This is a genomic window from Cellulomonas sp. P22 (genome assembly GCF_044392165.1).
The window spans coordinates 81,954-102,410 of record NZ_JBISBW010000002.1 but is presented as its reverse complement, the minus strand read 5'-3'; the positions used below and the strand labels follow the sequence as shown (position 1 = coordinate 102,410).

The following is a 20,457-nucleotide window of genomic DNA, read 5'->3' as shown; positions in this document are numbered from 1 at the left end:
GTCCCGCGGTGCGTCCTGACCCCCCGGGGCCGGGACGCACGTCGTTCCGGGTCGTGGATGGTGGGAGGACCGTGGAGACGACGGCAGCATCGCAGGGCGAGCAGCTGACCCTCGCGGGGCTGCCGACGCCTCGCGCTGCCTCGCGCCGCGCCGCAGCGGCCCGGCGTGGGGTCGAGGCGGCGGAGGTGCTGCCGGTGGCCCGCGTGTGCATCGACCTGCCGCCCGCGCACCTGGACCGGCCCTTCGAGTACGTCGTGCCTGCGTCTCTCGACGCGAGCGCGCAGCCCGGCGCGCGGGTCAAGGTGCGCTTCGGCGCCCAGGACGTCGACGGGTACCTGCTCGAGCGCACCCAGACCGCAGAGCACGAGGGGACGCTCGCGCCGCTGCGCCGCGTGGTCTCGGCCGAGCCGGTGCTGGCCCCCGAGGTGCGGGTGCTCGCACGTGCGGTCGCCGACCGGTACGCCGGGACGCTCGCGGACGTGCTGCGGCTCGCGATCCCGCCGCGCCACGCGCGCGTCGAGGGCGAACGGCCCGCGGCCCGCCAGCAGCCGGCCCCGGGGCCCGACGACGGCGAGGGCGCGCAGGTCGAGGTCGCGCCGGTCGAGGTGGACCGGGTCCCCGCGCCGCAGCTGTCGGCGACCGCGTGGCAGCCGTACCGGGGCGGTCCGGCCTTCCTCCAGCACCTCACGGCGGGCGGTGCGCCCCGTGCCGTGTGGTCGGCTCTGCCCGGCCCCGCCGGTGAACGCTGGCCCGACGCCGTCGCGCAGGCCGCTGCCGCGTGCGTCGTGGGCGGTCGGGGCGCACTCGTGGTGGTGCCCGACGCGCGCGACGTCGCCCAGGTGTGCGACGCGCTCGACCGGGCCGGTGTGCGCGCATGGGTGCCGGGCACGCAGGGGGGTCACGTGCGGCTGCTGGCCGAGGACGGCCCGGCGGCGCGGTACCGGGCGTTCCTCGCGGCGCTGCGCGGGCAGGCCGACGTGGTCGTGGGAACGCGGGCCGCCGCGTTCGCGCCGGTGGCCCGGCTGGGCCTGGCCGTCTGCTGGGACGACGGCGACGACCTGCACGTCGAGCCCCGGACGCCCCACCCGCACGTGCGCGAGGTGCTCGCGCTGCGCGCCGTGCAGCAGGACGCCGCGTTCCTCCTCGCGGGGTACGGCCGCACCGTCGAGGCGCAAGCCCTCGTCGAGAGCGGCTGGGCGCGCGAGGTCGCGGCCGACCGCGCCGTGGTGCGCGCGCGCACGCCGCAGGTCCGGGCCCTGACCAGCGTCGAGCTCGCCCGTGAGGGCGCGTCGGCGGGCGCGCGGCTTCCGAGCGCTGCGACCCGGCTGATCCGCGAGCGCCTCGCGGTAGGTCCGGTGCTGGTGCAGGTGCCGCGTGCCGGGTACCTGCCGGTCGTCGCGTGCGAGCGGTGCCGCACGGTCGCCCGGTGCACGGGGTGCCACGGCGCCCTCGCGCTCACGTCCGCGGACGCGGTGCCGCAGTGCCAGTGGTGCGGTCGGCTCGCGACGGGGTGGCGGTGCGCGGAGTGCGGTGCGGGTGGTCTGCGGTCGGTGCGCGTCGGGTCGGACCGGACCGCCGAGGAGCTGGGTCGCGCGTTCCCGGGAGTCCCGGTGCGGGTGTCGGGGGCGAGGGCCGCGGGCGGGGTGCTCGCGAGCGTCCCGGACTCGCCGTCCCTGGTGGTGGCGACGACGGGTGCCGAGCCGGTGTGCGCCGCCGGGTACGCGGGGGCTGTGCTGCTCGACGCCGCGGTGGGGTCCACGTCCGAGTCGTTGAGCGCGGGGGAGCAGGCGCTGCGGCGGTGGCTCGCAGCCGCGGCGCTGGTGCGGTCGCACGCCGAGGGGGGTGTCGTCGCGCTGGTGGGTGACGGAGCGCCCGCTCCGACCCAGGCGCTGGTGCGGTGGGACCCCGCGGGGCTCGCGGCGCGTGACCTGGTCGAGCGCGCCGAGCTCGCGCTGCCGCCCGTGGTGCGGGTCGTGGCGGTCACGGGCACGCGCGAGGCCGTCCAGGCGCTGGTCGACCGGATCGACCTGCCGCCGGGGGGTGGGGTGCTCGGGCCGGTGCCGGTCACGGGGGACAGCCAGGCCATCGGGGTCGCGCGGCGTCCGAGCGGGCCGCGCGCCCCGACGCAGGAGGCGTTCGACCCGCAGGTGCGCGCGCTCGTCCGGGCGCCGCTGGGCGAGGGGCCCGGGCTGGTGCGGGCTGTCGCGGCGTCTCTCGCGGTGCGCAGCGCCCGGCGTGAGGGCGGCACGGTACGCGTGCAGGTCGACCCCGCGGAGATGCTGTGAGACCGCTCATCGGGACGGTCGACGCGGTGGTGCTCGACCTGGGCAACGTGCTGGTGCGGTGGGACCCCGTGCTGGCCTTCGTCGGCCACCTGTCCGCGGGCGAGGTCGACGAGCTGTTCGACGAGGTCGACTTCGCCGCGTTCAACCACCTGCAGGACGCGGGACGGCCGTGGGACGAGGCGCTCGACGACGTCGCGGCCCGGTTCCCCCACCGCGTCGAGGCCCTGCGCCTGTACCGACGCAACTTCGCCGCGTCCCTCCCGGGACCGGTCGAGGGCTCGGAGGCCCTCGTGCGCGACCTGCGTGCCACCGGTGTCCGGCTCCTGGGCCTGACCAACTGGTCCTCCGAGACGTTCCCGCACGCGGTGCCCGCCGCCCCTGCCATCGGGCTGCTCGACGACGTCCTGGTCTCGGGTGACGTGGGCGTGGCCAAGCCCGACCCCGCGATCTTCCGGCTGCTGGTGCGCCGCCACGCCCTGGTCCCGGCGCGCACAGTGTTCGTCGACGACTCGCCCGCGAACGTCGCGACCGCCGCCGCCGAGGGTTTCGACGCGCTCCTGTTCACCGACGCAGCGACCCTGCGCCGCGACCTCGTGGCCCGCGGGCTGCCGGTCGGGGCGACCGGAGCGGGAGCCGCGGGCGCCTAGGATCGGTGCATGCGACTGCTCTTCGCCGGCACGCCCGACGTGGCCGTCCCCGCGCTCGACGCCCTCCTCGGTTCGCGTCATGACGTGGTGGCGGTCCTGACCCGTCCCGACGCCCGCTCGGGACGCGGCCGGACCCTCGCGGCGAGCCCCGTCAAGCAGCGCGCGCTCGACGCGGGGATCGAGGTGCTCACCCCGCGCAGCCCCCGCGAGCCCGAGTTCCTGGACCGGTTGGCCGCGCTCGAGGTCGACGCGGCACCCGTGGTCGCGTACGGCGCCCTCGTGCCCGCCGCGGCCCTGGACGTGCCGCGGTTCGGCTGGGTCAACCTCCACTTCTCGGTGCTGCCCGCCTGGCGGGGTGCCGCTCCGGTGCAGCGCGCGATCATCGCGGGCGACGAGGTGACCGGCGCGAGCACGTTCCTGCTCGAGGAGGGCCTGGACACGGGCCCCGTGTTCGGGATGCTCACCGAGACGATCCGGCCGCGCGACACGTCGGGCGACCTGCTCGGCCGCCTCGCGGTCGCGGGCGCCGAGCTCCTGGTCCGCACGCTCGACGCCATGGAGGACGGCATCGTGAGCCCGGTGCCGCAGCCCGCCGACGGCGTGAGCCAGGCCCCGCGCCTCGAGGTCGAGGACGCGCGTGTCCACTGGTTCCACCCGGCGTACGCGGTCGACCGGCTGGTGCGCGGGTGCACCCCCGCCCCCGGCGCCTGGACCACGCTGCCCGACGGCACGCGGCTGGGCCTCGGCCCGCTCACGCCCGTGCCGGACGTCGACGACCTGGCCCCCGGCGAGCTGCGGCTCGGCAAGAACGACGTGCTGGTCGGCACCGGGACGCACGCCGTACGCCTGGGTGCGGTGACCCCCGCGGGCAAACGGACGATGGACGCGGGTGCCTGGGCCCGTGGGGCCCGCCTCGCGGACGGCACCCCGCTGCCCGACGGCGCAGTCCTCGGACAGGCAGTCCTCGGTGGCGCGCCTGCCACGCACGACGACACGGAGGTCGGAGCATGAGCCCCGTCGAGGACCGCGGAGCCCGCGGAGCCGGCCCCGCCCGCCGCGACGCGCAGGGCCGCGAGCGCGGTGCGGCCCGTGCCGACGGCCGGAGCACCCGGACCGCGAACGCCCCGTCGCAGCGGCGCCGGGGTGCGGACGCCGCACGCACGGCGGCGTTCGACGTGCTGCGCGCGGTCGCGGTGACGGACTCCTACGCGAACCTGGTGCTGCCGCCGCTGCTGCGCGAGCGCGGGGTGCAGGGCCGGGACGCGGGCTTCGCGACCGAGCTGGCCTACGGCACGCTGCGGATGCAGGGCCGCTACGACGCCATCATCGAGCAGTGCGCGGCCCGTCCGGTCGCCGCGATCGACCCTCCGGTGCTCGACGTGCTGCGGCTCGGCGCGCACCAGCTGCTCGGCATGCGGGTGCCCGCGCACGCCGCGGTCTCGGAGACCGTGGGCCTGGCGCGCGAGCAGGTCGGCGCGGGGGCTGCCCAGTTCGTCAACGCGGTGCTGCGCCGGATCAGCGCTGACTCCCTCGAGACGTGGCTCGAGCGCATCGGTGACGCGGCGGACCCGTCGGGCGACGACCCGGTCGAGCGGCTCGCCGTGACCGAGAGCCACCCTGCGTGGATCGTGCGGGCGATGCGTGAGGCGCTCGTCGGCAACGGCCGGCCGGCCGACGAGATCGGTGCGCTGCTGCGGGCCGACAACGACGCCCCCCGGGTCACGCTCGTGGCGCGCCCGGGGCTCACGTCGGCCACCGATCTCGCGGCCGAGCTGCCCGACAGCCGCCCGGGCCGCTGGGCGCCGACCGCCGTCGTGCTCCACGCGGGCGACCCCGCGACGCTCCCGGCGATGCGCTCGGGTGCGGCGGGCGTGCAGGACGAGGGCAGCCAGCTCATGGCCCTCGCCCTCGCGCAGGTGCCCCTCGACGGCCCCGACGAGCGCTGGCTCGACCTGTGCGCGGGCCCGGGCGGGAAGGCAGCCCTGCTGGGTGCGCTGGCCGCGCAGCGCGGGGCCCGGCTCGTGGCGAACGAGATCCAGCCGCACCGTGCCCGGTTCGTGGAGCGGGCCGTGGCCGCGCTGCCCGAGGGCGCGGTCGAGGCGGTGCGCACCGGCGACGGGCGCACGGTCGGGGAGCAGGAGCCGGGCGCGTACGACCGGGTGCTCGTCGACGCCCCGTGCACGGGTCTCGGCGCCCTGCGCCGGCGTCCGGAGTCCCGGTGGCGTCGCAGCCCGGCGAACCTCGCGGGCCTCGGTGAGCTGCAGCGTGCGCTGCTCGGCTCGGCGATCGACGCCGTCCGCCCGGGGGGTGTGGTCGCGTACGTGACGTGCTCGCCGCACCTCGTCGAGACCCAGCTCGTGGTCAAGGACGCGCTGCGGGCCGCGGCGAAGCGGGGCGTCGAGGTCGAGGTGATCGACGCGCGCGAGCCGATGCGGGAGATCGCGCCGACGATCGAGCTCTCGGACCGGCCGGACGTGCAGCTGTGGCCCCACGTGCACGCCACGGACGCGATGCACCTGACGCTGCTGCGCCGCCGCACCTGAGCGCCGATACCCTGGCCCGGTGGCCGTACTGATCAGTCCCAGCATCCTGTCCGCCGACTTCGCGAACCTCGAGCGCGACCTGGGCGTCATCGCCGACGCCGACTACGTCCACGTGGACGTCATGGACAACCACTTCGTGCCGAACCTGACGCTCGGGCTGCCGGTCGTGCGCCGGCTCGTCGAGGTCTCGCCCGTGCCGCTCGACGTGCACCTCATGATCGAGGACCCGGACCGGTGGGCGCCCGCGTTCGCCGAGGCGGGCGTCGCGTCGGTCACGTTCCACGCGGAGGCCGCGCAGGGATCCGTGCGCCTCGCGCGCGAGCTGCGTGCTCGGGGGGCCCGGGCCGGTGTCGCGCTGCGGCCCGCGACCCCCGTCGAGCCGTACCTGGACCTGCTCGACGAGTTCGACATGATCCTCGTGATGACCGTCGAGCCCGGGTTCGGGGGGCAGGCGTTCATCGAGGGGACGCTGGCCAAGGTCCGACGGGCCCGGGCGGCCATCGACGCCGCGGGCGCGGCCACGTGGGTGCAGGTGGACGGCGGCGTCTCGCGCGACACGATCGCCGCCATCGCCGAAGCCGGCGCGAACGTGTTCGTCGCCGGTTCCGCGGTGTACGGGGCGAGCGACCCGGCTGCGGAGATCGCCGCCCTGCGCGCGATCGCGGACGGCGCCGCACGCCCCTGAGGTGCACGTCCCGGACGGCGGGACGTCCCGGGCCGGGAATGAGTCGTGTGGCATGATCGTTGACCAGAACGCACACACGTGCTCCGGGGTCGGTGCAATTCCGAGCCGGCGGTGACAGTCCGCGACCCGCACAGCCTTCACCGGCGGTGCGGTTGACCTGGTGGAACTCCAGGACCGACGGTGAAAGTCCGGATGGGAGGAGACGTGGCGGCGCATGCCCTCAGGGGTGTGTGCCGTGGATCAGGGGTGCCCTCTCGATGGGGGTGCCCTGGTCCTCCCGCAGCCCCGGAGCCTCGAGACGGCACGGGAGGCAGCGGTGGACGAGCCAGGCACGGCGGAGCAGCACGCGATGGCGCGCGCGCTCGAGCTGGCCCGGCGCGGTCCGGCCCACGGCCCCAACCCGCGCGTCGGCTGCGTCCTGCTCGGTGCCGACGGCGCCACGCTCGGCGAGGGCTGGCACCGGGGCGCAGGCACCCCGCACGCCGAGCTCGCCGCCCTGACCGATGCCCGCGAGCGCGGCTCGGACGTCCGCGGCGCGACAGCCGTGGTGACCCTCGAGCCCTGCGACCACACGGGCCGCACAGGTCCGTGCAGCCGGGCGCTCGTCGAGGCGGGCGTCGCGCGGGTCGTCCTCGCGGTCGAGGACCCGAACCCGCTCGCGTCGGGCGGGGCTCGGACGCTGCGTGCCGCGGGCGTCGAGGTGCAGGCCGGGCTGCTGGCCGACGAGGGCCGTGAGGTGCTCGGTCCGTGGTTCGAGGCGGTCAGCCGGGGGCGACCGTTCGTGACGCTCAAGGTCGCGGCGAGCCTCGACGGTCGTGTCGCGGCGGCCGACGGGTCGAGCCGCTGGATCACGTCCGAGGAGTCACGCCGCCACGCGCACGCCCTGCGGGCCCAGGTCGACGCGATCGCGGTCGGCTCCGGCACGGTCCGGGCCGACGACCCGTCGCTGACGGCCCGCGGCGACGACGCGACCCTGACCGCGCACCAGCCGCTGCGGGTCGTCGTGGGCCGCACCGAGGTGCCCGCGGGGGCCCGGCTGCGCGGCCCGGGCGGTGAGCTGGTCCAGATCGCCAGCCACGACCCGCACGAGGTCCTCGCTGCCCTGCACGGGCGCGAGGTGCGCCACGTGCTCGTCGAGGGCGGCCCCACGCTCGCCGCGGCCTTCCTGCGGGCCCGGGTCGTCGACGAGGTGCACGCCTACGTCGCGCCCGTGCTGCTGGGATCGGGCCCGTCCGCGATCGGGGACCTGGGCATCGGCACGATCGACGCGGCCGTGCGGCTCGAGCCGCACGAGGTCTACCGGCTCGGCCCCGACGTGCTCGTCGTCGCCCGCCCCCGCGGCGCTGCCGCACCCCAGACATCCATCGTCCGCACGACCAGCGAGGAGAGCTGATGTTCACCGGAATCGTCGAGGAGATCGGGACGGTCGTCGCCGTCGCACCCGGGGGAGCGGGCGAGGGGTCCGACGTCCGACTGACGGTGCGCGGCCCGCTCGTGGTGCAGGACGCCTCGCTGGGCGACTCGATCTGCGTCTCGGGCGTGTGCCTGACGGTCACCGACCTGCCGGGCGACGGCACGTTCACCGCCGACGTCATGCCCGAGTCGCTGCGCCGCACGTCGCTGGGCGGCCTCGAGGTGGGTTCGCCCGTGAACCTCGAGCGCGCGGTGCGGGCCGACGGCCGGCTCGGCGGGCACGTGGTGCAGGGTCACGTCGACGGGGTCGGGGTGCTGCGCTCGCGCACGCCGGGTCCGCGCTGGGACGACCTGGTCGTCGAGGTGGGGCCGGAGCTGGCCCGCTACGTCGCGGAGAAGGGCTCGGTCACGGTCTCGGGCGTCTCGCTGACGGTCACGCACGTGAGCGACGACGCGTTCGGCATCTCGCTGATCCCCACGACGCTCGCGGCCACGACGCTGGGTGCGCTCACCCCGGGGGACCGGGTCAACATCGAGGTCGACGTGCTCGCGAAGTACGTCGAACGGCTGCTGACGCTCGGGGCGGTGGCCCGATGAGCGACGACCTGCGCCTGGGAACGATCGACGAGGCTCTCGCCGAGCTGCGGGCGGGCCGTCCGGTGCTCGTCGCGGACTCCCCGGACCGGGAGAACGAGGCCGACGTGGTGCTCGCGGCCGAGTCGGCGACGCCCGAGTGGGTCGCCTGGACGATCCGGCACTCGTCGGGCTACCTGTGCGCGCCGATGACCTCGGCCCGCGCGGACGCGCTCGAGCTCCCGCTCATGGTGCCGCAGAGCCAGGACCCGCGCCGCACGGCCTACACGGTCACGGTCGACGCAGCGACGGGCGTCACGACCGGCATCTCGGCCGCCGACCGCGCGCACACGCTGCGGGTGCTCGCCGACCCCGCGTCGGGTGCCGAGAGCCTCATCCGGCCGGGGCACGTGCTGCCGCTGCGGGCCGTGCCCGGCGGGGTGCTGCACCGGGCCGGGCACACCGAGGCCGCTGTCGACCTGTGCCGGCTGGCCGGGCTGGCACCCGTGGGCGCGATCGCCGAGCTGGTCAACGACGACGGCACGATGTCGCGGCTCGACGACGCCGCGCGGGTCGCGGCCGAGGCGGGCCTGGTGCTCGTCACGATCTCCGACCTGGTGGCGTGGCGCACCGAGCACGGCGACGACGTGCCTGCCGACCACGAGTCGCCGGCCCCGGCCACGGCGGCGACCCCGCGCGTGCACGCGACCCACACGGCGTACCTGCCCACCCGGCACGGCGAGTTCCGCATCCACGGCTACCGCGACCTGCGCACGGGCGCCGAGCACGTCGCGCTCGTCGCCACCCAGGGTCTGACCGAGCAGCCCGTGGTCCGCGTCCACTCCGAGTGCCTCACGGGCGACGCGTTCGGCTCGGCGCGCTGCGACTGCGGCCCGCAGCTCGACGCTGCGCTTGAGCTCGCGGCCCGCGAGGGCGGCGCTGTCGTCTACCTGCGTGGTCACGAGGGCCGGGGGATCGGGCTGCTCGCGAAGGTCGCGGCCTACGCGCTGCAGGACCAGGGCCGCGACACGGTCGAGGCCAACATCGACCTCGGCTGGCCGGCCGACCGTCGCGAGTACGGGGCCGCCGCGGCGATCCTCGCCGACCTGGGCGTCGAGCGCGTGACCCTGCTGACGAACAACCCGGCCAAGGTCACCGGGCTGCGGGCCCACGGGATCGACGTGGCGCAGGTGCAGGGCCTGGAGGTCGGGCTCACCCCGCACAACGAGGCCTACCTGCGGACCAAGGCCACCCTGATGGGCCACGTGCTGAGCCTGCCCCCGGGCACCCAGCAGACCGAGCCCCTGCACCTCGAACCCGTCGAGGCGGCACCCGCGACCCCGGGCACCGACACCGACGACCACGTCCTCGCCGAGGACGACCTCCGTACCCCTACCTCCGAGGAGATCACGTCATGAGCGGCGCAGGAGCACCTTCGCTGGACGTCGACGGCACCGGCCTGCGCGTGGCCGTGGTCGCGGCGAGCTGGCACACGGTCGTGATGGACGGCCTGGTCGCGGGGGCGCAGCGCGCGCTCGCCGCGGCGCACGTGAGCGACGTCACCCTCGTGCGGGTCCCGGGCACGTTCGAGCTGCCCGTCGCGGCCCGGTACGCGGCCGAGCACGTCGACGCCGTCGTCGCCCTCGGCGTCGTGATCCGTGGGGGCACCCCGCACTTCGAGTACGTGTGCCAGGCCGCCACGGCGGGCCTGACCGACGTCGCGGTGCGCACCGGGGTCCCCGTCGGCTTCGGGGTGCTGACGTGCGACGACGAGGCGCAGGCCCTCGACCGGGCGGGCCTGCCCGGCTCGCACGAGGACAAGGGCGCGGAGGCCGCGGAGGCGGCCGTCGCGACCGTCCTGGCCCTGCGGGCGTCTAGGCTCGGATCGTGAAGACGTTCGACGCACTGTTCGCTGAGCTGGCCGAGAAGGCCACGACCCGCCCTGCCGGTTCCGGCACCGTCGCCGAGCTCGACGCCGGCGTCCATGCGATCGGCAAGAAGATCGTGGAGGAGGCCGCCGAGGTCTGGATGGCGGCCGAGCACGAGGGCCAGGAGCGCACCGCCGAGGAGATCTCGCAGCTGCTGTACCACCTGCAGGTGCTCATGCTGGCGAGCGGGCTGACCCTCGAGGACGTCTACACCCATCTGTGAGCGGTTCCGCTTCCCTGCCGCCGTGCGCGGCACCTCGAACCCGACTGAACCGTGAGGACCACGTGCTGAGGATCGCCGTACCCAACAAGGGCTCGTTGTCCGAGCCGGCCGCCGACATGCTGCGCGAGGCGGGCTACCGCCAGCGCCGCGACTCCCGCGAGCTCGTCCTGCCCGACCCGGACAACGACGTCGAGTTCTTCTTCCTGCGTCCCCGCGACATCGCGGTGTACGTCGGGGCCGGGACCGTCGACGTCGGGATCACGGGCCGTGACCTGCTGCTCGACTCGGAGTCCTCGGCCACCGAGCACCTCGATCTCGGGTTCGCCCGCTCGACGTTCCGCTTCGCGGCGCCCGCGACCCAGCAGCTCTCCGATGTGACGCACATCGCGGGGCGCCGCGTCGCCACCTCGTACCCCACGCTCGTGCGCGACTACCTCGCGGCCCACGGCGTCGCGGCCTCCGAGATCGTGCGCCTCGACGGCGCCGTGGAGACCGCGATCCGCCTGGGTGTGGCCGACGTGATCGCGGATGTCGTGGAGACGGGGACGACGCTGCGGGCGGCCGGCCTGGCCATCTTCGGCGAGCCGATCCTGCGCTCCGAGGCTGTGCTCGTGCGCCGCTCGGACGGGCCCGAACCGGCCGGCCTCGACGTCCTGACCCGGCGCCTGCAGGGCGTGCTGACCGCGCACGAGTACGTGCTCATGGACTACGACGTCCCGCTCGCGCTCGTCGACCAGGCCGTCGCCGTCACCCCGGGCCTGGAGTCGCCGACCGTGTCGCCGCTGCACAACCGCGAGTGGGCGGCCGTGCGGGCGATGGTGCGCCGCAACGAGACGAACCGGGTCATGGACACGCTCTACGACCTGGGTGCCCGCGCGATCCTCGTCACGTCGATCCACGCCTGCCGCCTATGACGTCACCCGACCCGCACGGGGCCGAGGACGAGGGCGGGTCAGGCGACCTGCCCCCGGCGGACCACCGCGCGCTGTACGCGCCGTTCCGCCCGCGCTACGCGCGCGTGGTGGTGCTCACGCTCGCGGTCGTGGTGGTCGTGCTCGCGGCGGCGCTGATCGTCGCGCTGCCCGGCTTCGCGCCCGACTCGGACCCGCTGGGCGACCAGCTGGGCGTCGGGCTCGTGGCCATCGGCGTGGTCTGGTTCTGCTGGCGGCAGGCCGCGGTCAGGGCCGAGGTCGACGAGCAGGGCGTCCTGGTGCGCAACCTGCTGTTCTCGCGTCGGCTCGAGTGGCCCGAGGTGGTGCTGGTGCGTTTCGGCCAGGGGCGACCGTGGGTCCAGCTGGACCTGGCCGACGGCGACACGATCGCTGTGATGGGGGTGCAGCGCGCCGACGGGGCGTTCGCGGTCCGCGAGGCCGAGCGGCTGGCGACCCTCGTCGCGCTGCACTCGCGCACCTCGCGCGACGACTGAGCCGCCTGGCCGCCCGCTCGGCAACGGCTCCGGCGCCCTCGCCGCTCAGCCGCCGAGACCCGCCAGGCCCGCGGCGTGCACCCCGGCGACGGCCGCCGCGAGGAACGCTCCCGGATCGGCCGCCAGGCCCCGTCCCATGGTCGAGAGCCGCACGGGCGAGCCCGCGAGCGCCTCGAGCAGCCCCGCACCCGCGTCGACCTCGACGAGGCGGTGGCGCCCGTGCGGGGTGACGAGGTCCTGAGCCTGCGCGTGGACGCGGCTCCCGAGGTCCGTCAGCGCCGCCGCGTCGGCCACGAGGTCGCTGGCGGCCAGGTCGGGCGAGAATCGCGGCACGACCACGTCGGCGGGGGACAGCGCCACCCGCCCGTAGGCCGTGAGCGAGTGGTGCGAGATGCCGAGGTGCCGCTCACGCGGGTCGGCCCCCGAGACTCGCAGCGACGCGACCGGCGCACCGCCCAGGGTCGACGTCGCGTTGAGGGCCTCACCGGCCGCGACCCCCGAGAAGCCCCACCGGGTGCCGGTGCCCAGGTTGCCGGGCCCCTGGGCGACCACCACGAGGTCCGCACCGACCACGTGCCGCGCCGCGAGCAGACCCGTGTGCACCGTCACGGCCTCCAGGTCACCACCGAACGCCTGTCCGGTCGTGACGCACGCCTCGATCCAGCCGGCGTCGCGCAGCCCGGCCACGGCCCGCGAGAACCACGCGGGGAGCGCGCCGCCGTCGGTCATGACGTACGCGACACGGGGGGCGGACCGGCCCGCGAGCGCCGCGGCGTGCCGGGCGCCGGCCACGATCGCGGGCAGCGCCGAGTGCAGGTCCGCGACGACGACGGGCAGCCCCGCGAGGTCGTCGGCGTCGCGCAGCACCTCGTGATGCGCGGACTCCTGGTCGTCGACCCCCAGCACCATGTCCTGGAGCGGGGTGTACCGGGCCTTCACGAGGTGGCCCGGGCCGGCGTCGGGGTCCTCGGGGAGCGAGTCGGCGGGGGCGACGACCAGGGCGTACCCCCCGGTGCCGAGCCCGCGCGCGAGGGCCGTGACGTTGAGCAGCACCCGCTCACCGACCGCCGGGAGCCCCACCAGGGCGGGGTAGGCGAGCGCCCTGACCCGGGCCCGCGCCGGGAGGTCGCCGGTGCCCGTCCCCTCGAGGTCGACCTCGAGCTCGGCCGCTCCCGGCCACTGCTTGCCGTGCGACACCACGACTCCTGCACGCCACGTGATCACCGGATCACGCTACCGGCCACTAGCGTGGTGCCGATGCCAGATCCGATCCACCCCGCCGAGCGGCTGCTCAACCTCGTCATCGCCCTGGTCAACACCTCGGCCCGGATGACGAAGGACCAGATCCGCACGAGCGTCGCCGGTTACGGCGACGCTCCGTCCGACGACGCCTTCGAGCGGATGTTCGAGCGCGACAAGGACACCCTGCGTGACCTGGGCATCCCCGTGCTGACCGTCACGGGGGCGGGTCACGGCGACGACATCGGGTACCGGATCGACCAGGAGGCGTACGCGCTGCCGGCGATCGACCTGACCGCCGCCGAGCTCGGGGTGCTCTCGCTCGCGTCGCAGTTCTGGCAGGACCAGTCGGTGCGCACCGACACGACCCGGGCGCTCACCAAGCTCCGCGCGGTCGGCACCGACCCCGAGGCGGCCGACCTCGTCGCCGGCCTCACGCCGCGCGTGCGTGCCGCCGGCGGGGCGTTCGGTCCGCTGCTCGACGCGGTCCAGGCCCGCCAGGCCGTGACCTTCACCTACCGTGCCGCGAACACCGGCGAGGTGCGCGAACGGACCGTCGAGCCGTGGCGGCTGCTGGCCCGCCGGGGCGGGTGGTTCCTCGTCGGGCACGACCGCGAGCGCGGGGCGGCCCGCTCCTACCGGTTGAGCCGGATCGAGGGCCGGGTGCGTCCGACGGGCCCGGCGGGGGCGTTCGACGAGCCTGACCCGGTCACCCTCGAGGCGGCGATGCGCTCGTGGCGTGCGGGGGAGCAGCACGTGGCGGTCCTCGCGGTGCGGCCCGAGCGGGCCGAGGCGCTGCGTGCCCGCGCGATCGTGCCCGACGGCGGCGTCGACGTCCGGGTCGAGGACGGCGTCGACCTGGGTGATCCCGCCGTGGCGACAGTGCTCGCGGACCGCGACGTGGTGCGCGTGCCGTACACGTCGCGGGGTGAGTTCGCCGAGGACGTCGTCGGCTACGGCGACGCGGTCGTGGTGCTCGCCCCAGCCGACCTGCGTGACCGGGTGGTGCGGCTGCTGCGGGTCGCGGCGGCGCTCGAGGTGCCGAGGAGCTCAGATGGCTGAACGCGCGAGCGAGCGGCTGCTGCGGCTGCTCGGCATGATCACGTACCTGGACCGGCATCAGGGGGTGCCCGTCGAGCAGGTCGCGGAGCACTTCCGGGTGAGCCCCCGGCAGGTCATCGAGGACGTCGACACCCTCTGGATGACCGGCACGCCCGGGTACTACCCGCACGACCTGATCGACTTCGACGCCGCGTCCTACGAGGCGGGCGTGGTGCGGCTCACCGAGTCGCGCGGCATGACGCGCCCGCTGCGGCTCGGCACCCGCGAGGCCGTCGCGCTCGTCGCGGCGCTGCGCGCGATGCAGGAGGCGATGGGCCCGACCCTCGACACCGAGCGGGCGCAGGTCCTCGCCTCGGCCCTCGAGAAGCTGACAGCGGCGACGGGCGAGGCCGCGGCGAGCGTCGACGTGCGCCTCGCGGTCGACGGCGCCCCGCACGTGGTCGCGACGATCGGTGCGGCCCTCCAGCAGGGGCGGCGCCTGCGCCTGCGGTACGTGAACGCGTCGGACGTGGCGAGCGAGCGCGAGGTGGACCCGTTGCGGCTCGTGACGTCCGACGAGCGCTCCTACCTGCTCGCGTGGTGCCTGCGGGCCGACGGCGAACGGCTGTTCCGCGTGGACCGGGTGCTCGAGGCCGAGGTGCTCGAGGTGCCCGTCGCTCAGCACGTGGTGCGGGCCGACGCCGAGGAGTTCCGGCCCGACGCGTCGGGCGGGCTCGTGACCCTGCACCTGGGCAGCCAGGCCCGCTGGGTCGCCGAGAGCGTCCCGGTCGAGGAGGTGCGCAACCTGCCCGACGGCTCGTTCGAGGTCGACCTGCGCGTCGGCAACCAGGCGTGGCTGCGGCACCTCGTGCTGCGGGTGGCCGACGACGTGCTCGACGTGCGCCCGCCTGAGGTCGCCCACGCGGTGGCCGCCGCCGCGCGCGACGCGCTCGCCGCGTACGGGCCGCTCGCGTCGGGCGCCTGACGCCCTAGGGTGGGGCCGTGCTCTGGTTCATCGTGTGGACGGTCCTCGTCGTGGGGACGCTCGTCGGCGCCTTCTTCCTCGGGCGCGACCTGTGGCGCAAGGCCACGGCGCTGCTCGCCGAGCTCGGCCGTGCCGCCGACGTGCTCGGACAGCTCGCCGACCGCGCCGCCGAGCTGTCGGCGGCCGCCGCTGCCGGACCTGCCCTCCGCCCGCAGGTCTTCGACGACCCGGCCGAGCACCACGAGGAGCTGGCGCGGCTGCGCCGCGAGCGTGCGGAGCGTGCCGTGCGTCGCGCCGCACGGCACGAGCAGACGTACGCCCGCTGGCGCGCGTACAGCAGGTGAGCGGGGCCCCACCTGGGACCTGCGGTGCACGGCCGCGCGCCAGGCGCCGGTTAGGATCGTGAGCACTGCAAGAGGTCCGAGGGAGAACCCGTCATGTTCGGCAACGCCATCAAGCCCACGCACGTCCTGATCGTCCTGATCATCGTGCTGCTCCTCTTCGGGGCGAAGCGTCTCCCCGACCTGGCCAAGAGCGTCGGTCAGTCGCTGAAGATCTTCAAGGCCGAGATCAAGGACCTCACCGACGACAAGGACGACACCCCGGTGGCACCGGTCGCACCGGTCGCCGTCGCCCCCGTCGTGGTCCCGCCGGTCGTTCCCGTCGCCCAGCCGGCCCCGCCCGCACCTGCGCCCGCACCGGCCGCGTCCGGCACCCCTGAGGTTTCGGCACCGGCGCCGGCCGCCGGGAGCGACCAGCCCGCGAGCTGACGCACATGGACGACGACACCCGCCGCGAGGTCACCGGCGGCCGGATGCCGCTGCGTGAGCACCTGCGCGAGCTCCGCAAGCGCCTGTTCCTGGTCGCCTGCGGCCTCACCGTGGGCGGCGTCGTCGGGTGGATCCTGTTCAACCCGGTGTTCTCGGCGTTGCAGCAGCCGCTGCTCGACGCCGCGGCCGCCCGGGGCGCGACAGCCTCGGTGAACTTCGGGGGTCTCGCGACGGCGTTCGACATGCGCCTGAAGATCTCCCTCTTCCTCGGCGCGATCATCACCAGCCCGTGGTGGCTCTACCAGCTGTGGGCGTTCGTGACGCCGGGTCTGACCCGGCGCGAGCGTGGCTACGCGATCGGCTTCGTGGGCGCGTCGGTGCCGCTGTTCCTCGCCGGGTCCTACATGGCGTGGTCGACCATGCCGACCGCGGTGAAGGTCCTCACTGACTTCATCCCCGAGGACGCGACCAACCTGATCGACGCCCAGACGTACCTCAGCTTCGTGATGCGCTTCATCCTGGCGTTCGGTCTGGCGTTCGTGCTGCCGGTCATCATGGTCTGCCTGAACTTCGCGGGCCTCGTGCGGGCGTCGACGATGGCCAAGGGCTGGCGCTGGGCCGTGCTCCTCGCGTTCGTGTTCGCCGCCGTGATGACGCCGACGCCGGACATGATCACCATGGTCGTGATGGCGCTGCCCATCTGCGCCCTGTACTTCATCGCCCTGGGCATCTCGTTGCTGCACGACCGCCGGGTCGACCGTGCTCGGGTCGCCGCAGGGCTGCCGCGGCTCGACGGCACGATGCCCGACGCGGACGAGGTCGGCCGGGCGGCGGCCGGCGCTCAGCAGGCCGATGCCCAGCAGGCCGACGAGAGCGGTCACGAACGCGCATGACGCACATCGGTGTCGTGGTGAACCCCACGGCCGGACGCGGGCGCGGCTCGGACGCCGGGTCCGCCACCGTCGACGCGCTGCGCCGCCGGGGGCACCACGTCGAGGACCTGTCGGCGACCGACCTGGAGGCCGCGAGCGCCCGGGCACGGCACGCCTCGGTGCGTGGCCTGGACGCCCTCGTGGTGGTCGGCGGCGACGGGATGGTCAACCTCGGCGCGAACGTCGTCGCTGACACCGACCTGCCCCTCGGCATCGTGGCGGTCGGTACCGGCAACGACCTGGCGCGGGCGCTGGACCTGCCCCGCGGCGACGTCGAGGCGTCGGTCCGCGCGATCGAGCACGGGCTGGCGCGGGGGGCCCGGGCGATCGACGCCGTGAGCGTGGGGCCGCCGCGCCACGCGGCGCGCTCGTGGTTCCTCGGTGCGCTCTCGTGCGGGGTCGACGCCGCGGTCAATGCGCGCGCCAACGCCTTGACCTGGCCCCAGGGCGGGGCGCGGTACGTCCGCGCGCTCGTGTCCGAGCTGCGGAGGTTCACCCCCTACGGGTACCGGATCACGCTCGACGACGTGGTGTGGGAGTCGGCGGGCTCGGTCGTGGCGGTGGCCAACGCCCCGTGGATCGGCGGCGGGGTCAAGATCGCGCCCGACGCCGTGATCGACGACGGTCTGCTCGACGTCGTGGTCGCGGGCCCGTTCACCCGCGGCGGGGTCGTGAGGGTCTTCCCGGGGATGTACGCGGGACGCCACGTGCGCCACCCCGCCGTGCAGGTCTTCCGCACGCGAACGGCGCTCATCGAGCCGGTCCCGGGTCTCGGGCCCACCCCGCCCGACGCCTTCGCGGACGGCGAGCGGGTGGGTCCCTCACCCCTCGCCGCCCAGGTCCACCCGGGCGCGGTGCGGGTGCTCGCCTGACCGGTCGCCTAGGGTTGACGGTGTGGCACGAAGTCCTGAGCAGTCCCCGGCGGAGCGTTACGCAGCGGCACGTCGACGTGCGGCGACCCAGGACAGCGACCTGACGCGGTTCCGCGAGCTCCTCGACTTCCCGCTCGACGACTTCCAGGTCGAGGCGTGCGCAGCGGTCGAGCGGGGCAGCGGGGTGCTCGTCGCGGCGCCGACCGGGGCCGGCAAGACGGTCGTCGGCGAGTTCGCTGTGCACCGCGCCCTCACGACGGGCCGCAAGGCGTTCTACACCACCCCCATCAAGGCCCTGTCGAACCAGAAGTACGGCGACCTGGTGCGCCGGCACGGGTCCGCCGACGTGGGGCTGCTCACGGGCGACACGTCCGTCAACGGGGACGCCCCCGTGGTCGTGATGACCACCGAGGTGCTCCGCAACATGCTGTACGCGGGCTCTCCGGCGCTCGACGGGCTCGGGTACGTGGTCATGGACGAGGTGCACTACCTCGCCGACCGGTTCCGTGGCCCGGTGTGGGAGGAGGTCATCCTGCACCTTCCGGACGACGTGCAGCTCGTCTCGCTCTCGGCGACGGTCTCGAACGCCGAGGAGTTCGGCGACTGGCTCACCGCGGTGCGGGGCGACACCGCCGTGGTGGTCAGCGAGCACCGTCCCGTGCCGCTCGGCCAGCAGGTGCTCGTCCGCGGTGCGCTGCACGACCTGTACGCCGGGCACGTCGACCCGACAGATCCAGGGGTCAACCCGCCCATCAACCCCGAGCTCGCCCACCTCGTGCGCCGTGAGCGCGACGGCGGACCGGCGCACCAGGGGCGCCGGGGGCCGGGCGACCGCGGCTACCGGGGCCGTGGCGGTCACAGCAACCACGGCGGCCCGGGCCAGGGGCGGGGGCGTCCGACGCCACGCTTCATGGTGGTGGACCTGCTCGACCAGGCCGGGCTGCTGCCCGCCATCGTGTTCATCTTCTCGCGCGCGGGCTGCGAGGGAGCCGTGGCGCAGTGCGTCGCCGCCGGCCTGCGACTGACGGACGCCGAGCAGGAGGCCGAGATCCGGCGGGTCGTCGAGGAGCGCTGCGCGTCGATCCCGTCCGAGGACCTCGACGTGCTCGGCTACTGGTCGTTCGTCGACGCGCTCGCGCGCGGCGTGGCGAGCCACCACGCGGGGATGCTCCCGCTGTTCAAGGAGACGGTCGAGGACCTGTTCGCGCGCGGCCTGGTGCGGGTCGTCTTCGCGACCGAGACGCTCGCGCTCGGCATCAACATGCCAGCGCGCTCGGTCGTGCTCGAGAAGCTGGTCAAGTGGGACGGCTCGCGGCACGTCGAGATCACGCCGGGGGAGTACACGCAGCTCACGGGGCGTGCGGGGCGCCGCGGGATCGACACCGAGGGCCACGCTGTCGTGGTCGACCACCCGGCCCTGGACCTCGTGGGGCTCGCGGGGCTGGCGTCGAAGCGGCTGTACCCGCTGCGCTCGAGCTTCCGGCCCACGTACAACATGGCTGTCAACCTGGTCGCCCAGGTGGGGCGCCCGCGGGCCCGGGAGGTCCTCGAGACGTCGTTCGCGCAGTTCCAGGCCGACCGGGGCGTGGTCGGCCTGGCCCGCCAGGCGCAGGCGCACACCGAGGCCCTCGAGGGCTACGCCGAGGCGATGCGCTGCGACCGGGGGGACTTCGCCGAGTACGCCGCGCTGCGGCGCGCGATCTCGGACCGCGAGCGCGACCTGAAGCGCCAGGCGACGTCGGCCCGGCGGCGTGACGTGGGCCGCTCGCTCGAGGGCCTGCGGGTCGGCGACGTGCTCGAGATCGCGGCCGGACGCCGCTCGGGCCACGCGGTCGTGCTCGACCCGGGCACCGCGGGCGGGTTCGAGGGACCACGGCCCACCGTGCTGACGACCGACCGGCACGTGCGCCGCCTCACGGTGGACGACGTCGGCGACGGGGTGCGCACGATCGGGTCGCTGCGGGTGCCGAAGGGGTTCACGGGGCGCACGTCGACGCAGCGCCGCGACCTGGCGGCGGCGCTGCGAGGGGTGCTCGCCGAGCTCGAGGTGCCGGCCGGTCGTGGTGGCGGGCGGGCCCGCGGGGCGAAGGGCGAACGCGCCGGCCGGGGTGGCGCGGCCGACGACCAGGCGCTGGCCGACCTGCGGCGCAGGCTGCGCGCCCACCCGTGCCACGCGTGCCCCGACCGCGAGGACCACGCGCGGTGGGCCGAGCGGTGGTCGCGGCTGCGGCACGAGCACGACGCCCTGGTGGCCCGGATCGAGGGACGCACCGGGTCGATCGCGAAGGTCTTCGACCGGATCTGCGACGTGCTGCTCGAGCTCGGGTACCTGCGCACCGAGGACGACGACGAGGGCGGGCGGCGCACGGTCGTGACGTCGGAGGGCCGGTGGCTGCGGCGCATCTACGCCGAGAACGACCTGCTGGTCGCGGAGTGCCTGCGCCGGGGTGCGTGGGACGGTCTCGACGCCCCGGCCCTCGCGGCCGCCGTCTCGACGCTCGTGTACTCGGCGCGACGGGACGACCGGGAGGGTGCTCCGGCTGTCCCCGGCGGGCCGCAGGGGCCGCTCGCCCGCGCCCTCGACGACACCGTGCGGATCTGGTCGGAGCTCGACGACGTCGAGACCGCGCACCGGATCGACGCGACCGCCACGATCGACCTGGGGCTCGTCCAGGCCGTGCACCGGTGGGCCTCGGGGCGGGCGCTCGACTCGGTGCTGCGCGGCAGCGAGCTCGCGGCCGGCGACTTCGTGCGCTGGTGCAAGCAGCTCATCGACCTGCTCGACCAGATCGCCCAGGCCGCCCCTGACGGGCACGTGCGGCAGACCGCCGCGCGGGCCGTGATGGCCCTGCGCCGAGGGGTCGTCGCGTACTCGTCGGTGTGACCCAGATATCA

Annotated in this window: 20 protein-coding genes and 1 riboswitch; of the genes, 19 read left to right on the top strand and 1 reads right to left on the bottom strand. The window is 75.4% G+C overall.

Going from position 1 to position 20,457, the window contains the following annotated elements; genetic code table 11:
• Positions 1-71 precede the first annotated feature (71 nt).
• The 12 genes from ACGIF2_RS01200 (at position 72) to ACGIF2_RS01145 (ending at position 11,723) form a co-directional block, all read left to right on the top strand.
• Positions 72-2,285: a primosomal protein N' gene (locus ACGIF2_RS01200; RefSeq protein ID WP_396042619.1), complete on the top strand. Its 2,214-nt coding sequence runs from the start codon at positions 72-74 to the stop codon at positions 2,283-2,285.
• On the top strand, positions 2,282-2,932 hold the full coding sequence (locus ACGIF2_RS01195) for an HAD family hydrolase (protein WP_396042617.1): 651 nt from the start codon (positions 2,282-2,284) through the stop codon (positions 2,930-2,932). The genes ACGIF2_RS01200 and ACGIF2_RS01195 overlap by 4 nt, the downstream gene beginning before the upstream one ends.
• A gap of 9 nt (positions 2,933-2,941) precedes the next feature.
• Entirely contained in the window at positions 2,942-3,943 is a 1,002-nt protein-coding gene (locus ACGIF2_RS01190; RefSeq protein ID WP_396042615.1) for a methionyl-tRNA formyltransferase, read from the top strand.
• A complete protein-coding gene (locus ACGIF2_RS01185) occupies positions 3,940-5,475 on the top strand; it encodes an RsmB/NOP family class I SAM-dependent RNA methyltransferase (RefSeq protein WP_396042613.1) in 1,536 nt (511 codons plus the stop codon). Before ACGIF2_RS01190 ends, ACGIF2_RS01185 begins: the two co-directional genes overlap by 4 nt.
• 19 nt (positions 5,476-5,494) lie before the next feature.
• The gene (gene rpe / locus ACGIF2_RS01180; protein ID WP_396042611.1) at positions 5,495-6,160 is read left to right on the top strand and encodes a ribulose-phosphate 3-epimerase; all 666 of its coding nucleotides are present in this window, start codon (positions 5,495-5,497) and stop codon (positions 6,158-6,160) included.
• Positions 6,161-6,234: 74 nt separating this feature from the next.
• A riboswitch (FMN riboswitch) is annotated at positions 6,235-6,368 on the top strand.
• A 141-nt stretch (positions 6,369-6,509) separates the two neighbouring features.
• Positions 6,510-7,553, top strand: coding sequence for a bifunctional diaminohydroxyphosphoribosylaminopyrimidine deaminase/5-amino-6-(5-phosphoribosylamino)uracil reductase RibD (gene ribD / locus ACGIF2_RS01175; RefSeq protein ID WP_396043334.1), 1,044 nt, complete (start codon positions 6,510-6,512; stop codon positions 7,551-7,553).
• Positions 7,553-8,170, top strand: a complete 618-nt coding sequence (locus ACGIF2_RS01170) for a riboflavin synthase (RefSeq protein ID WP_396042609.1) — start codon at positions 7,553-7,555, stop codon at positions 8,168-8,170. Before ribD ends, ACGIF2_RS01170 begins: the two co-directional genes overlap by 1 nt.
• Positions 8,167-9,564, top strand: a complete 1,398-nt coding sequence (gene ribB / locus ACGIF2_RS01165; RefSeq protein WP_396042607.1) for a 3,4-dihydroxy-2-butanone-4-phosphate synthase — start codon at positions 8,167-8,169, stop codon at positions 9,562-9,564. Before ACGIF2_RS01170 ends, ribB begins: the two co-directional genes overlap by 4 nt.
• On the top strand, positions 9,561-10,037 hold the full coding sequence (gene ribH, locus ACGIF2_RS01160; protein WP_396042604.1) for a 6,7-dimethyl-8-ribityllumazine synthase: 477 nt from the start codon (positions 9,561-9,563) through the stop codon (positions 10,035-10,037). The genes ribB and ribH overlap by 4 nt, the downstream gene beginning before the upstream one ends.
• Positions 10,034-10,297, top strand: coding sequence for a phosphoribosyl-ATP diphosphatase (locus ACGIF2_RS01155; protein WP_396042602.1), 264 nt, complete (start codon positions 10,034-10,036; stop codon positions 10,295-10,297). Before ribH ends, ACGIF2_RS01155 begins: the two co-directional genes overlap by 4 nt.
• A gap of 62 nt (positions 10,298-10,359) precedes the next feature.
• Positions 10,360-11,211, top strand: a complete 852-nt coding sequence (hisG, locus tag ACGIF2_RS01150) for an ATP phosphoribosyltransferase (protein ID WP_396042600.1) — start codon at positions 10,360-10,362, stop codon at positions 11,209-11,211.
• On the top strand, positions 11,208-11,723 hold the full coding sequence (locus ACGIF2_RS01145) for a PH domain-containing protein (protein WP_396042597.1): 516 nt from the start codon (positions 11,208-11,210) through the stop codon (positions 11,721-11,723). Before hisG ends, ACGIF2_RS01145 begins: the two co-directional genes overlap by 4 nt.
• 45 nt (positions 11,724-11,768) lie before the next feature.
• Here the strand turns inward: ACGIF2_RS01145 and ACGIF2_RS01140 are convergent, their stop codons facing one another.
• Positions 11,769-12,947: a DUF3866 family protein gene (locus ACGIF2_RS01140; RefSeq protein ID WP_396042595.1), complete on the bottom strand. Its 1,179-nt coding sequence runs from the start codon at positions 12,945-12,947 to the stop codon at positions 11,769-11,771.
• A 33-nt stretch (positions 12,948-12,980) separates the two neighbouring features.
• Between ACGIF2_RS01140 and ACGIF2_RS01135 the strand changes: the two genes are divergently transcribed.
• From ACGIF2_RS01135 to ACGIF2_RS01105, 7 genes are all read left to right on the top strand, one after another.
• Complete coding sequence (locus ACGIF2_RS01135; protein ID WP_396042593.1) at positions 12,981-14,024, top strand: helix-turn-helix transcriptional regulator; 1,044 nt, start codon at positions 12,981-12,983, stop codon at positions 14,022-14,024.
• Positions 14,017-14,988, top strand: a complete 972-nt coding sequence (locus ACGIF2_RS01130; RefSeq protein WP_396042591.1) for a helix-turn-helix transcriptional regulator — start codon at positions 14,017-14,019, stop codon at positions 14,986-14,988. Before ACGIF2_RS01135 ends, ACGIF2_RS01130 begins: the two co-directional genes overlap by 8 nt.
• Positions 14,989-15,005: 17 nt before the next feature.
• Entirely contained in the window at positions 15,006-15,332 is a 327-nt protein-coding gene (locus ACGIF2_RS01125) for a hypothetical protein (protein ID WP_396042589.1), read from the top strand.
• A 93-nt stretch (positions 15,333-15,425) separates the two neighbouring features.
• On the top strand, positions 15,426-15,758 hold the full coding sequence (gene tatA, locus ACGIF2_RS01120) for a Sec-independent protein translocase subunit TatA (protein WP_396042587.1): 333 nt from the start codon (positions 15,426-15,428) through the stop codon (positions 15,756-15,758).
• Positions 15,759-15,802: 44 nt separating this feature from the next.
• A complete protein-coding gene (tatC, locus tag ACGIF2_RS01115) occupies positions 15,803-16,651 on the top strand; it encodes a twin-arginine translocase subunit TatC (protein ID WP_396043332.1) in 849 nt (282 codons plus the stop codon).
• On the top strand, positions 16,648-17,562 hold the full coding sequence (locus ACGIF2_RS01110; RefSeq protein WP_396042585.1) for a diacylglycerol/lipid kinase family protein: 915 nt from the start codon (positions 16,648-16,650) through the stop codon (positions 17,560-17,562). Before tatC ends, ACGIF2_RS01110 begins: the two co-directional genes overlap by 4 nt.
• A gap of 22 nt (positions 17,563-17,584) precedes the next feature.
• Positions 17,585-20,446: a DEAD/DEAH box helicase gene (locus ACGIF2_RS01105; protein ID WP_396042583.1), complete on the top strand. Its 2,862-nt coding sequence runs from the start codon at positions 17,585-17,587 to the stop codon at positions 20,444-20,446.
• The last annotated feature ends 11 nt before the right edge of the window (positions 20,447-20,457 follow it).

Excerpts from the sequence above, each read along its gene's own strand:
- ribD (WP_396043334.1), top strand. The coding sequence starts at position 6,510 with ATGGCGCGCGCGCTCGAGCTGGCCCGGCGCGGTCCGGCCCACGGCCCC.
- tatC (WP_396043332.1), top strand. The coding sequence starts at position 15,803 with ATGCCGCTGCGTGAGCACCTGCGCGAGCTCCGCAAGCGCCTGTTCCTG.
- ACGIF2_RS01185 (WP_396042613.1), top strand. The coding sequence starts at position 3,940 with ATGAGCCCCGTCGAGGACCGCGGAGCCCGCGGAGCCGGCCCCGCCCGC.
- ACGIF2_RS01110 (WP_396042585.1), top strand. The coding sequence starts at position 16,648 with ATGACGCACATCGGTGTCGTGGTGAACCCCACGGCCGGACGCGGGCGC.
- ACGIF2_RS01135 (WP_396042593.1), top strand. The coding sequence starts at position 12,981 with ATGCCAGATCCGATCCACCCCGCCGAGCGGCTGCTCAACCTCGTCATC.
- tatA (WP_396042587.1), top strand. The coding sequence starts at position 15,426 with ATGTTCGGCAACGCCATCAAGCCCACGCACGTCCTGATCGTCCTGATC.
- ACGIF2_RS01130 (WP_396042591.1), top strand. The coding sequence starts at position 14,017 with ATGGCTGAACGCGCGAGCGAGCGGCTGCTGCGGCTGCTCGGCATGATC.
- ribH (WP_396042604.1), top strand. The coding sequence starts at position 9,561 with ATGAGCGGCGCAGGAGCACCTTCGCTGGACGTCGACGGCACCGGCCTG.
- ACGIF2_RS01145 (WP_396042597.1), top strand. The coding sequence starts at position 11,208 with ATGACGTCACCCGACCCGCACGGGGCCGAGGACGAGGGCGGGTCAGGC.
- ribB (WP_396042607.1), top strand. The coding sequence starts at position 8,167 with ATGAGCGACGACCTGCGCCTGGGAACGATCGACGAGGCTCTCGCCGAG.
- ACGIF2_RS01190 (WP_396042615.1), top strand. The coding sequence starts at position 2,942 with ATGCGACTGCTCTTCGCCGGCACGCCCGACGTGGCCGTCCCCGCGCTC.
- ACGIF2_RS01170 (WP_396042609.1), top strand. The coding sequence starts at position 7,553 with ATGTTCACCGGAATCGTCGAGGAGATCGGGACGGTCGTCGCCGTCGCA.